Genomic DNA, 12,733 nt, shown 5'->3' on the forward strand with positions numbered 1-12,733 from the left:
AGCTCGACTGCCACGAGAGGCACCGAGGGCACGGGTCAGGCCTGCTGACGACGCTCGGGCCAGGGAGCGTCCGCCGGACGCAGGCTGGTCCAGCCACCCGCGCGCGACGTGACAGCCGCGAGCACGCCGACCACGGCCGACGGGTTGTGCACGTCGCCGCGCAGCACAGCCGCTGCGGCGTCGTCGAGGGAGACCCACCGGAGCTCGATGTCCCGCTCTTCGTCCTCGCGGACGTGCCGCTGGTCGTCCGGGACCGGTGAGAGGTCCCGGGCGAGGAACACGCGCAGCGCCTCGTTGTTGCCGCCGGGGGTCGTGTAGTAGTCCACGAGCGTGTGCCAGGTGCGGGCCACGAGGTCAGCCTCTTCGGCGAGCTCGCGGGCCGCGCCGACCTGGGCGGGCTCGCCGGCGACGTCGAGCAGGCCCGCCGGGGGCTCCCACAGCTCACGGCGCACGGGGTGGCGGTACTGCTTGAGCAGCAGCACGCGGTCGTCCTCGTCGAGGACGATCACGGCGACAGCGCCCGGGTGGTCCACGTACTCGCGGTGCACGACCGTGTGGTCGAGGTCGACCTCGTCACGGACGAGGTCGAAGATGCGTCCCTCGACGAGGACCTCGTGACCGAGGACCTGCCGGGGTGCGAGCACGTCGACGACAGCCACCGGGCTGCCGGACACCTGGGTGCCGTCGCTCATGTCAGACGCCCTGACGGTCGAGGGCAGCCCGGACCAGACCGGCGAACAGCGGGTGCGCACGGGTCGGGCGGGACTTGAACTCGGGGTGCGCCTGGGTCGAGATGTAGAACGGGTGCACGTCCTTGGCCAGCTCGACGAACTCGACGAGCGTCCCGTCGGGCGACGTGCCCGAGAACACGAGTCCGGCCTCTTCGAGCTGTGCACGGTAGGCGTTGTTGACCTCGTAGCGGTGACGGTGACGCTCGGAGACGAGCTCCGTGCCGTAGACGCCGGCCGCGACCGACCCCGGGGCGAGGGCCGCGTCGTAGGCACCCAGGCGCATGGTGCCGCCGAGGTCGCCTGCGCCGTCGACGAAGCTCTGCTGCTCAGCCATCGTCGCGATCACCGGGTGCGGGGTCTGCGGGTCGAACTCCGAGGACGAGGCGCCCTCGAGACCGACGACGTTGCGGGCGTACTCCATGACCATCGACTGCAGGCCGAGGCAGATGCCGAGGGTCGGCACACCGCCCTCACGGGCCCAGCGCAGCGCACCGAGCTTGCCCTCGATGCCGCGCACCCCGAAGCCGCCAGGCACGAGGACGGCGTCGACGCCCTCGAGGGACGTCTGGGCGCCCTCCGGGGTCTGGCACTCGTCGGAGGGCACCCAGCGGATGACCACCTTGGTGTCGTTGGCAAAGCCACCGGCACGCAGCGCCTCGGTCACCGAGAGGTACGCGTCGGGCAGGTCGATGTACTTGCCGACGAGCGCGATCTCGACGCGGTGCGCAGGCTCGTGCACACGCTCGAGGAGCTGCGACCAGCCGTCCCAGTCCACGTCGTGGAAGGGCAGGCCGAGACGGCGCACGACGTAGGCGTCGAGGCCCTCGGAGTGGATGACGCGCGGGATGTCGTAGATGCTCGGCGCGTCCATGCAGTTGATGACGGCCTCGTTGTCGACGTCGCAGAACAGCGCGATCTTGCGCTTGGTGCCCTCGGGGACCTCGCGGTCCGAGCGGAGCACGATCGCGTCGGGCTGGATGCCGATGCTGCGCAGGGCCGCGACCGAGTGCTGCGTCGGCTTCGTCTTGAGCTCTCCGCTCGGGCCGATGTACGGCACGAGGGAGACGTGGAGGAAGAACACGTCGTCACGGCCGAGCTCGTGGCGCACCTGACGGGCTGCCTCGAGGAAGGGCTGGGACTCGATGTCGCCGACGGTGCCGCCGATCTCGGTGATGATCACGTCGACGTCGTTGCTCGCCTGCGCCCGCATGCGGCTCTTGATCTCGTCGGTGATGTGCGGGATCACCTGGACGGTGTCGCCGAGGTACTCGCCGCGTCGCTCCTTGGCGATCACCTGCGAGTAGACCTGACCCGTCGTGACGTTCGCAGCCGCCTCGAGGTCGACGTCGAGGAACCGCTCGTAGTGACCGATGTCGAGGTCGGTCTCGGCGCCGTCCTCGGTGACGAAGACCTCGCCGTGCTGGAACGGGTTCATGGTGCCCGGATCCACGTTGAGATAGGGATCGAGCTTCTGCATGGTGACTCGGAGCCCGCGGGCCCGGAGCAGTCGACCGAGGCTCGACGCGGTCAATCCCTTACCCAGGGAGGAGGCGACACCCCCGGTCACGAAGATGTGCCGTGTCGTCGATTCCGACCGGACTCGGTTGCTGGACTGGAGCCTGTTCACATGGTCTGCCACGGGGTTCCACTCTATCAGTCGACGGGACGGGCGGGGAGGTCACAGACGGGGGTAGAAGGTGGCGAGGTGCGTCACAGCATCACCGATGCTCGGCAGCGTCAGCGCCTGCGCACGTGACCGGCGACGACGCTCCTCGAGGGCCGCAGGGTCGAGCAGGAGGCCGGAGACCGCGAACGCCATCGCCGTCGCGTCCCCCACCGGGACGAGCACCGCGGCGTCGCCCGTGACCTCACGGGTCCCGCCGGCGTCGGTCGCGACGATCGCCGCCCCTGCCCGGAGCGCCTCCTGGAGGTTGAGCGGCTGCCCCTCCCAGACCGCGGCGCTGACGACGACGTCAGCGGCCACCAGGAGCTCTGCGACGTCACCACGAGGTCCGAGGAGGTCGACCGGGAGGTCGTCGGACGTGATCCGCTGCGCGAGCTCGTCGTGCAGCGGTCCGCCGCCGGCGACGGCCCACCGGACCTGGAGGCCGGGGGCGGAGGCCCGCAGCGCCGACGCCGCGTCCAGGAGGGTGGGAAGACCCTTCTGGACGGCGAGGCGCCCGACGGTCAGGACGAGCAGCTCCTCGGGCCCGACTCCGAGACTCGCGCGGACAGCCTCCCGGTCGACCGCGACGCCGGTGGGGCCGTCGGCTCCGCCCGGCGAGGGCACGAGGGCGCGGGCTGCCGAGCGCGCCCCACGCGTCCGTGCACGGTCGACGAGGTCTGTGCTGACACCGAGGACGGTGTCGGCCCCCCGGGCGACCACCAGCTCGAGCACCGTGGACACCGTGCGGATCGCACGACCGCCGACGGGCAGGTTGTGGAGCGTGACGACGACGGTCGGCCTGTGCCGGCGCAGCACCGACCTGGCGGCGAGGACCGCCAGCGCACCTGCGCGCAGGCCGTGCGCGTGCACAGCGTCGGCGTGGACCGCGAGACCACGCAACGACCGGACCGCCGCGAGGTCGGCGAGCGGCCGGGGGCGGTCGGTGATCTCGACCGGGACGAACCTCACCTGCGGGTCCGCCGCTGCGAGGTCCTGGACCGACGCGGGCCCAGCCACGACGACGGCTGACGGGTAGGGGCTCGTGGGGGCGGCGAGCGCCCCGGCCAGCTGCCCGACGTGACGGGCGACTCCCCCGGCGCTCGACCCGAGCACCTGCAAGACCCGCACCGTCGACGTCGGGGTATCACCGGGATCTCCGCCGAGGGTCTGCGCGGACAAGTCTGACTGCTCTTCGTCGGGCACGTCACCGCGGACGTGCAGCACACCCGCGCCTGCGCCAGAGGCCGCCACGGCGAGGGGTGTCAACGGAGAGGTGACGGCGACCGGGGCGAGCGTGGCTCCTGGGGTGACCACGGTCTCTGGAGCCCCTGAGCCCGCCGCCGCGCGGCGTGCCCGGAGCAGCCCGAGGACGGAGCGGTCGGCGACGACCAGGGCCCCGGCCGTGATGGTCAGGGCCACCACGCCCGCGACGACCCCTGCACCGAGGGCGGCCACCACCGACGCGTCGGTCGGGAGCAGCAGCCCGGCGACCGCGTGCCCTGCCCACGCGGCCACAGCCCCGGCGAGGACGGCGACGAGCACCGTCCGTCCGAGCCCGGAGACAGACGCAGCGCCAGCACGTCGCCGGACCGCGACGAGCAAGACCGTCCCGGCCACCAGCATCCCTGCGGAGCCGGCGGCTCCGAGGGCGGCGAGGGTGAGCGTCTGGTCCTGGCCACCGCGGGTCAGCACCGCGGGCAGGACCGCCGCGACGACAGCCACGACACCCCAGCCTGCAGCAGCTCCGAGGACAGCCGATCGACCACCGTCGATCGAGTACAGGGTGCGTGAGAGGTGGAACAGCAGCGCGAAGCCGACCAGTCCCGGCGCCGACCAGGCGATCGCGATCGCCATGCCGTCGGCGCCACCGGGGGTGAAGGCCTCGAAGAAGGCCTCGACGGCCGCCGAGACGCTCACGAGCACCGCAGCGCCGACGGCGCTCACGGCGACCACCCCACGGGTCGCGACAGCGCTGAGCCGGGCGAAGCCCGCGCGGTCCCCGGCGTCGGCGCGCGCGGCGAGCCGCGGGAAGGCGCTCGTGGCCAGCGGGACAGCGAGCACGGCGTACGGGAGCACGTAGACGGCCTGGGAGTACTGGTAGACGTTGAAGGCGTGCTGCCCGCCCGAGCTCAGCGCCGCGTACATGACCACGAGCACGGAGACCTGCTGGGCGACGAGCGCGCCGATGCCGGCCGTCGCGAGGCGCCTGGCACGGGAGCCGACACCGGCCGGGAAGCGCAGCGTCGGCCGGAGCCTGACGCCGCTGCGCAGCGTCGGGAGGAGGAGCGGCAGGCTCATCGCCGCGACACCCAGCGTGGTGCCCCAGGCCAACCAGCCGAGCGCAGCGGCCGAGAGCGCCCCAGGGTCGCCCTGCTGCCCGTCGGCGAGCCTGCCGAAGACGAGATAGGCGATGATCACGACGATGCTGGAGAACATCGGTGCGGCGGCGGGCCAGAAGAACCTGCGGTTCGCCTGGAGCACCCCGGCCAGGACGACCCCGATGCCGTAGAGCGGGACCTGGACCGCGAAGACCCTGAGGAAGTAGGTGGCCACGTCGGCCTGGTCACCGGTCCCGACGTCGGGCAGCAGCCCGACCACGGGCCGGGCGAAGACGGCGAGCAGCACTCCCAGCGGGACGAGGGTCACGACGGCCCAGGTGAGGAGGGCGGAGGCGATCGTGTCGACCTCGACGCGGGCCTTGCGCAGCAGCGGGCCTGCGAGGAGCGGGACCACGGCTCCGGCGAGCGCACCACCGGCAGCGACCTCGAAGAGCACGTTGGGGAGCACGTTGGCGGTCGCGTAGGAGCTCGCCACTCCCCCGGTCCCGAGCTCGCTCGCCTGGACGATCCACCGTCCGAAGCCGAGCATCCGGCTGAGGATGGTGATGGCCGTGATCATCACGGCGGCACCGGCGAGCGTCTGGCTCGCAGCCGCCAGCCGAGACCTCACCGGTCTGCGCTGTCGTCCGTGCTGACGGAGCCCGGGAGGTGCCGGGCATCCTGGGCGTCTCGCGAGCCGCTGCCGACCGGGCGGCTGGTCTGTGCGCCGTCTGCTTCCGCGGCGTCGACGCTCGCAGCGTCGTCAGCCGTTCCGGACGCTGCCGGTCCGGCGGCAGGCCGACCCCAGCGGTCGACGGCGTCGAGCCACGGCGTGCGGGCGATGACCTGCGAGAAGCTCACGCGCTCGCTCGCGACGGTCAGGGCGACGAGGGCGGCGAGGACACCGAGCCGCACAGGGCGGCCCGTCGACTGGACGACCGTGGAGCCGAGCAGCGCACCGAGGGCGTTCGCGCCAGAGTCACCGAGCATGTCGGTGCCGGCGAGGTCCGCCCGAGCGCCAGCAGCGGCCGAGCCGAGCACAGCACCGGCAGCACCGGAGGCCGAGCCGCCCGAGAGCAGCAGGGCTGCGGTCGCCCCGGCCTTGAGGGCCCGGCCTGGGCGCAGGTCGAGCAGGTTCGCGAAGTTCGCGGCCGCCGCGACGAGGGCCCCGTCCACGACGACGTCGGCACCCGCACGCCCGAGGCTGCGACCTGCCGGTGACGGGGCGAGCGCAGCCGCGACCAGACCTGTCGCACCGATGCCGAGCACCTTGAGCCCGCCGGTCGTCAGCGTCCCGTGCCGGGCTGCGGCGAGGTGCCCGCGCAGACCTTTGGAGCGGGTGCTGGTGTCTTCGGCGAGGTCGTCGACGAGGCCGAAGGCCAGCGCCCCGACCGTCGCGGTCGTGTGGCTCAGGGCCGAGCGTGCCGAGCCCGCCGAGAGGAGAGCACCGACAGCGAGACCGGCGGCGACCGCCGGCCCCTCGAGCAGGCTCACCGGGGCACCCTGGTGGTTGGTCCTGGTCCAGCGCTCAGCGCCACCGGGAGGGGTGCGAGCGGCCAGAGAGCGGACGACCGTGGTCGTGGCCGCCGCGACGAGCGCCCCGCGGACCCATCGCGCTGCGCTCACCCTGCGTCGCCCTCCCCAGCAGCCGGGTCTCCCTCAGGCGCGGGCGGCTCGACGGCTGCTTGTCGGGTGACGGGCTCGAGCGTCACCGCCGGCGGGATCGCGGCCGTCGCCCCGGTGCCGGCACCGAACTGGCCGACCTGCCCGGCGAGACGCGCAGCCAGGGCGAGCGGCACGTTGACCTGCCCGGTCACCGACTCGACGTCGGTCACCGTGCTGGTCGAGGCGGCGAGGTCACCGTCGGCGCGGATCGTCGAGACGAGGTCGCCCTCGAGCTGTGTGCCGCCGACGACGACGGTCCCCTGCGAGCCGGACTGGGCTGCGGTGACGAGCTTGAGCTGGATGGTGCTGACGGCGTCGCGGTCGGCGACGGCGTCGGCCTCCGCAGAGTCTGCGGCCGGATCGGCGGTGCCGACGATGACGATCGCGTCGACAGGGGCCGTCGGGTCTGACGGGAGCTCGACCAGGTCACCCTGGACGAGGATCTCGCGGACCAGCCCGGCGTCGGAGGAGAAGGCGTCGGGGTTGGACGGGTCGGCCGAGGACATCGACAGGACGAGGGCACGCGCGAGCACGAGGTCGAAACCTTCGTCTGCGGCGGAGTCCGGGAGGTACTCCGTCAGGCTCGTGGCGTAGGACTGACGGAAGTCGGCCTGGTCGGCTGCGGTCCACGTCTCCTTGAGCCGGGTGGTCGCGGTGACTGTCGCTCCGGCGGCCTGGACCTGCTGGTCGAGCGCTGCCTGGACCTCGTCGTCGACGGGGCCGAGCTGGATCACGCCGATGCGCCATCCGGGCAGCACGCCGTCGAGGAGCGCCGGGGCAGCCCCGGCGACGAAGGCGTCGGTGCTCGTGAGCGTCGCCTGGGTCTGGTCGAGCTCGGTGCGCAGCGCGTCCTTCTCGGAGCGCAGCACGTCGACCTGCCCGGTCAGGGTGTCTCCGATGGACTCCTTGAGCGGCCCGGCGCCGAGGATGATGCCGACCGCCAGGGCAAGGAAGACCGAGATGAGCGAGACGATGTGGTACCTGAAGTCGATCACGTCACTGGAACTTTCTGTCAGCTGAGAGGGCCGGGACCGGGGGCGTCATGCCCATCAGGTCCACCAGGCCAGGTCGAGCACCCACGACCAGAGGTCGTCCATCCTGGCACCTGTCAGGCCGAGGAAGGTCTGGCCCACGGAGGTCGAGACCATGGCCGCGACGACGGCCGCGAGGCCGGCGACGGCGAGCAGCACGAGCTGGGCCGTCGAGATCCGGTGCCTGTAGAGGCGCGAGACGCCCTTGGCGTCGACGAGCTTGCCGCCGACCCGCAGACGGGTGAGGAAGGTGCTGGCCATGCCGGCGCGCCCCTTGTCGAGGAACTCGACGAGGGTGGCGTGGGTGCCGACGGCGACGATGACCTCGGCCCCCATGTCGTCGGCGAGGAGCATCGCGATGTCTTCGCTGGTCCCCGCCGCGGGGAACACGACGAAGGGCACGCCGAGCGCCTCGACCCGCTCGAGCCCGGGAGCTCGACCGTCGCGGTAGGCGTGGATCACGACCTCGGCGCCGCAGCGCAGCGTCTTGTCGGAGACGGAGTCCATGTCGCCGACGATGAGGTCGGGCTGCCAGCCGGCCTCGATGATCGCGTCGGCGCCGCCGTCGACCCCGATGAGGATCGGGCGGAACTCCTTGATGTAGGAGCGCAGCGTCTGGAGGTCTTCGCGGTAGTGGTACCCGCGGACGACGATGAGCACCTGGCGTCCGGCGATCTTGGTCGTGATCGCGGGGATCCCGACACCGTCGAGCAGCAGGTCGCGCTCGCGTCGGAGGTAGTCCATGGTGTTCGCCGCGAAGGACTCGAGCTGGGCAGAGAGTCCCTCGCGGGCTTCTTCGAGGTCTGCACCGACCTTCTCGGCGTCTTGCAGCACTCCCTCGGTCACGAGGGTGTCGCCGAGGTACACGGCGCCGTCCTCGATCCGCAGCGTCTTGCCCTCGCGGACCGACATGATGTCGGCACCGAGGTCGTCGACGAGCACGACCCCCGCGTCGACCAGGATGCTCGGGCCGAGGTTCGGGTAGCGTCCCGAGATCGACTTCGCGGCGTTGAGCACAGCGGCGGGCTGGGCGGCGACGAGCGCCTCGGCAGCCACACGGTCGATGTCGAGGTGGTCGATCACGGCGATGTCGCCGGGGCGTAGGCGCTTGGTGAGATCTTTGGTCCGTCGGTCGACCTTCGCGGTCCCCGAGACTCCCTGCTGAGGGTGCGCCGCATCCTTCGCAGTCGATCGTCGTCTGAGCTTCATCACGCTCATGTTCTCACAGCAGCACGGGCCAGAAGCTCAGCCGCGTGGCTGAGCGCCACCTCGGAGTCGTCCTGACCTGAGAGCATGCGCGCGAGCTCCTGGAGCCTGTCGTCACCTGCGACGATGCGGATACCGGACTGCGTGATGACGTCAGCGTCCTGGTCTGGCTCACCGTCCGCCCCGGTCCCCTGGGATGTGCCCTTCGACACGACGAGCTGGACGTCTGCGAAGGCCGCGACCTGCGCCAGGTGGGTGACGACGATCACCTGGGTGGTGCGTGCGAGCCGGGCGAGCCGCTGACCGACCTCGAGCGCCGCCTTGCCACCCACACCGGCGTCGACCTCGTCGAAGACCATCGTCGGCGTGCGTCGGGCACCCGAGGCGTCAGCCGTCGCGAGGGCGACCTCGATCGCGAGCATCACACGCGACAGCTCACCGCCCGAGGCCCCCTTGCCGAGCGGACGCGGGGGCCCGCCCCTGTGGGCGCTCAGCAGCATCTGGATGCTGTCCACGCCCCAGGGCCCGAGCTCGTCGAGCGTCCCGATCTCGATGGTCAGGGTCGCACCCGACATGGCGAGCCCTGTGAGCTCTTCGGTGACGGCGTCGGACAACGACGCTGCTGCGGCGGTCCGCGCCGCGGTCAGCGCGGACGCACGCTCGACCAGCCGGGTGTCGAGGGCGGCGAGCGACTCGGTGAGCACCTCGATACGACCGTCGGAGTCGTCGAGCTCAGCCAGCCGCAGCCCAGCCGCCGAGGCCCACGCGAGCACGGCGTCGATGCTCTCGCCGTAGGAGCGCGTGAGGTGCCCGAGCTCGGCACGCCTCGACTCGACGGCCTCCAGACGCGCGGGGTCCGCGTCGAGCGCCGCGAGGTAGCCGGACAGCTCGGTGCCGACGTCGGCCAGCGCGTAGGCGACCGACGCGAGGCTCTTGCCGATGACCTCGAGCTCACGGTCGAACTGTCCGCCGTGCTCGGCGAGCCTGCGGGCGCGGTCGACGAGCTCGACGGCGTTGGCGGACGTCCCGGCGGAGATGTCGGCGAGGTCGTCCCCGGCCACGGCGACCAGAGCGTCCTGGGCCGAGGTGCGGAGCTCTTCGGAGTTGCTGAGCCGTTCGGCCTCCTGGGCCAGCTCGACGTCCTCCCCGGCCCGTGGCGCGACGCGCTCGACCTCCGCGAGCCCGAGACGCAGCAGCTCGGCCTCACGGGCGCGCTCCTGCGCACGGTTGACGAGCTCGTCGAGCTCTGCGGCGGCGGCCGCCCTCTCGTTCCAGAGCGAGCGGTACTCGGAGAGCGCCTCGGTGACGACCTCACCGGCGAAGGAGTCGAGAGCCTCTCGCTGGCGCTGCGGAGAGCGGAGCCGCATCTGGTCCGACTGCCCGTGGATGGTGACGAGGTCTTCGGCGAGGTCCGCGAGGACGGCCTGCGGGACGGAGCGGCCGCCGAGGTGCGTGCGAGAGCGCCCCTGCGCCGCGACGGTGCGCACGATGAGCAGGCTGCCGTCGTCGTCGAGCACTGCACCTGTCTCGTCGACCCGGGCGGCGAGGGTCGCGCTGTCGGCGACGACCCGGCCCTCGACGACGGCGGCGTCGGTGCCCGTGCGCACGACCTGCGCGTCGGCCTTGCCGCCCATGAGCAGGCCGAGGCCGCTGAGGATCATGGTCTTGCCGGCACCGGTCTCACCGGTGATGACTGTCAGCCCGGGCGAGAACTCGACCCGGGTCCGGCTGATGACGCCCAGGTTCTCGATGCTCATCTCGTGGAGCACTGTGTCACCTCGTCTGTGATGTCTGCGGGGTCGTTCCGGTGGTCGCTGTCGTCCCGGTGGTCGCTGTCGTCCCGGTGGTCGTCGTCGTCTCGCGCGGGTCTGCGTCCGCTGCCGAGCCGTGCGGGCGCGTGGCTGCGGCGACCTCGTCTGCGGCCTCGTCGGCCAGGCCGCGCCACCCGACCACGGGCAGGTTGAACTTGCTCACCAGACGATCGGTGAAGGGAGCCTGGTTGAGCCGGGCGAAACGCAGCGGGGTCGCCCCGGTGCGGACCTCGACCCGTGACCCGACCGGGACCGGGGTGCGGCGGCGCCCGTCGGCGATCAGGACACCCACGGCACCCGAGCGCGTCGCGACCTCGACGGCGAACATCGACCCGGGACCGACCACGAGCGGACGGGCGAAGAGCGCGTGCGCGGAGAGCGGCACCAGCAGCTTGGCGTCGACGTCGGGCCAGATCACCGGGCCCCCGGCCGAGAAGGCGTGGGCAGTCGAGCCCGTGGCCGTCGCCATGACGACGCCGTCGCAGCCGAAGGAGGACAACGGCCGGCCGTCGACCTCGATCGCGACCTCGATCATGAGGGTGCGCTCGGCCTTCTCGATGGTCGCCTCGTTGAGGGCCCAGTCGTGGACCGGCTCGCTCTGACCCGGCAGGTACGTGCGGACGTCGAGGACGCCCCGCTCTTCGACCACGTAGTCGTTGTCGGCGAGGCGCTGGACTGTCTCGGTGAGCTTCTCGCGCTCGCTCTCGGCGAGGAAGCCGACGTGCCCGAGGTTCACCCCGAGCAGCGGGACCTGCGTGCCGTGCGTGATCTCGGCGGCACGCAGGATCGTCCCGTCACCTCCGAGGACCATGACGAGCTCGGTGCCGTCGAGCATGCTGCGCGCCTCGTCGAGCACGAAGGACGCCGTGCCCATCTCGGCGGCGAGGTCGTGGTCGTGCAGCACGACCTCGAAGCCTGCGGCGCAGAGCGCGGGGACAGCCTCACGCAGACCGGCGACGGCTTCTTGTCGGCCGCCGTGGGTCACGACGAGGATCTTGCGTGTCACGATCTGCCTCCAGCAGGGTCGGCGTCTGGCGCCGTCTGCCAGGTGACGGCCACGTCTGCGGCCGTCACCCAGGTGACGGCCGCACCGGCCTCGACCGGCTGGCCGACGGCTCGTCCGATCGTGTCATCCGACACCGACATCTGCTCAGCGGCACGCGAGAACCACACGAAGAACTCACGGTTCCCGTTCGGGCCGGGCAGGGGGCTGGGGATGATCGCGCGAGGCCCGAAGCCCAGGGCCACAGCCGCGTCGACGACCCCGCGGACGGCACGGGCGTGGAGCGCGGTGTCGCGGACCACTCCCCCGGAGCCGAGGTGCTCACGGCCGACCTCGAACTGCGGCTTCACCATGAGCAGGAGCTCGGCGCCGGTGGGCACCGAGGCGACCACGGCGGGCAGCACCATCGTGAGCGAGATGAAGGAGATGTCGGCGACGACGAGGCCCGGCGCGACGGGCAGCACCTCTGTGGTGAGCTCGCGCGCGTTGAAGCGCTCGACCACGTGGACGCGCGGGTCGCTGCGCAGCGGCTCGACCAGCTGACCGTGCCCGACGTCGAGCGCGACGACGCTCTTCGCCCCGCGGCGCAGCAGGACGTCGGTGAACCCGCCTGTCGACGCACCGACGTCGAGGCAGTCGACCCCGGCGACAGCCGGTCCGTCCTGGCCGAGGGCGACGAGCACGCCGTCGAGCTTGAAGCCGGCGCGGGACACGAAGCCGGGGTCTTCTGCGTCGGCCTCGACGGTGATGGGGCTCTCGGCCGACACCACGACAGACGCGCGGCGCACGACGGCGCCGGACACGGAGACAGCGCCGCTCTTCACGAGGGCGACGGCCTGCCCGCGGGACCGGGCGAGACCCCGGCGGACGAGCTCGGCGTCGAGCCGCTGCTCGCCGCCCGCCGACTCGTCGGTCGGGCTCTGGGCTGGAGGCTGGGACGCTGTCACGGGTGCTCCGGAGTCGGCGGGGGGCTGGGTGGGGAACGGGGTGGTCATCAGCTGTCAGACTCCGCAAGTGTGCGTTGGAGAACTTCGTGGACCGCCTCGAAGACGGTGGGGTGCTCGTCGACCGGGCGGGCGGAGAGCGTGTCGAGAGGTCGCAGGTCGGCTTCGAGGCCCGCGAGGGACCGGTCGGTCCCGTCGAGGGGCGGGCCGGGTACGGGGCGCGGCGCAGGAGCTGGCCGCGCAGGTTCACCTTCGGGGTAGGCACTCGAGGTGGGGACGGACGGCGAGGGGCTGGACGAGGTCCCGGCAGCGGTCGACCGCTCAGGGCGCGGGCCGGGCACAGGTCGAGAAGGCACCT

General features: G+C 72.3%; 9 protein-coding genes. All 9 read right to left on the bottom strand.

The window, feature by feature from the left end; all coding sequences use genetic code 11:
- Window positions 1-35: 35 nt before the first annotated feature.
- Genes SANBI_RS10800 through SANBI_RS10840 form a run of 9 tightly spaced genes read right to left on the bottom strand, consistent with a single transcriptional unit; the run spans window position 36 to window position 12,426 of the window.
- A complete protein-coding gene (locus tag SANBI_RS10800) occupies window positions 36-692 on the bottom strand; it encodes an NUDIX hydrolase (protein WP_319154902.1) in 657 nt (218 codons plus the stop codon).
- A gap of 1 nt (window position 693) precedes the next feature.
- Complete coding sequence (locus SANBI_RS10805; RefSeq protein ID WP_056133821.1) at window positions 694-2,370, bottom strand: CTP synthase; 1,677 nt, start codon at window positions 2,368-2,370, stop codon at window positions 694-696.
- A 39-nt stretch (window positions 2,371-2,409) separates the two neighbouring features.
- Window positions 2,410-5,346 carry a lipid II flippase MurJ gene (locus SANBI_RS10810; RefSeq protein ID WP_319154905.1) on the bottom strand — a complete coding sequence of 979 codons (2,937 nt, stop codon included), beginning with the start codon at window positions 5,344-5,346 and terminating at the stop codon, window positions 2,410-2,412.
- Window positions 5,343-6,341, bottom strand: coding sequence for a hypothetical protein (locus tag SANBI_RS10815; protein WP_319154907.1), 999 nt, complete (start codon window positions 6,339-6,341; stop codon window positions 5,343-5,345). Before SANBI_RS10815 ends, SANBI_RS10810 begins: the two co-directional genes overlap by 4 nt.
- Window positions 6,338-7,375, bottom strand: coding sequence for a copper transporter (locus SANBI_RS10820; RefSeq protein WP_319154909.1), 1,038 nt, complete (start codon window positions 7,373-7,375; stop codon window positions 6,338-6,340). The genes SANBI_RS10815 and SANBI_RS10820 overlap by 4 nt, the downstream gene beginning before the upstream one ends.
- A 54-nt stretch (window positions 7,376-7,429) precedes the next feature.
- On the bottom strand, window positions 7,430-8,620 hold the full coding sequence (gene steA / locus SANBI_RS10825) for a putative cytokinetic ring protein SteA (RefSeq protein ID WP_319154911.1): 1,191 nt from the start codon (window positions 8,618-8,620) through the stop codon (window positions 7,430-7,432).
- Between the two features lie 5 nt (window positions 8,621-8,625).
- Entirely contained in the window at window positions 8,626-10,386 is a 1,761-nt protein-coding gene (gene recN, locus SANBI_RS10830; protein ID WP_056133828.1) for a DNA repair protein RecN, read from the bottom strand.
- A gap of 4 nt (window positions 10,387-10,390) precedes the next feature.
- Complete coding sequence (locus tag SANBI_RS10835) at window positions 10,391-11,434, bottom strand: NAD kinase (protein ID WP_319154914.1); 1,044 nt, start codon at window positions 11,432-11,434, stop codon at window positions 10,391-10,393.
- The gene (locus tag SANBI_RS10840) at window positions 11,431-12,426 is read right to left on the bottom strand and encodes a TlyA family RNA methyltransferase (RefSeq protein ID WP_319154917.1); all 996 of its coding nucleotides are present in this window, start codon (window positions 12,424-12,426) and stop codon (window positions 11,431-11,433) included. Before SANBI_RS10840 ends, SANBI_RS10835 begins: the two co-directional genes overlap by 4 nt.
- Window positions 12,427-12,733: the final 307 nt, after the last annotated feature.

It is taken from the genome of Sanguibacter biliveldensis (assembly GCF_033798665.1).
GTDB lineage: Bacteria > Actinomycetota > Actinomycetes > Actinomycetales > Cellulomonadaceae > Sanguibacter > Sanguibacter inulinus.

What these genes read in the sequence shown, in the direction of transcription:
- SANBI_RS10840 (WP_319154917.1), bottom strand. Translation starts at nt 12,426, where the DNA reads ATGACCACCCCGTTCCCCACCCAGCCCCCCGCCGACTCCGGAGCACCC.
- SANBI_RS10800 (WP_319154902.1), bottom strand. Translation starts at nt 692, where the DNA reads ATGAGCGACGGCACCCAGGTGTCCGGCAGCCCGGTGGCTGTCGTCGAC.
- steA (WP_319154911.1), bottom strand. Translation starts at nt 8,620, where the DNA reads ATGAAGCTCAGACGACGATCGACTGCGAAGGATGCGGCGCACCCTCAG.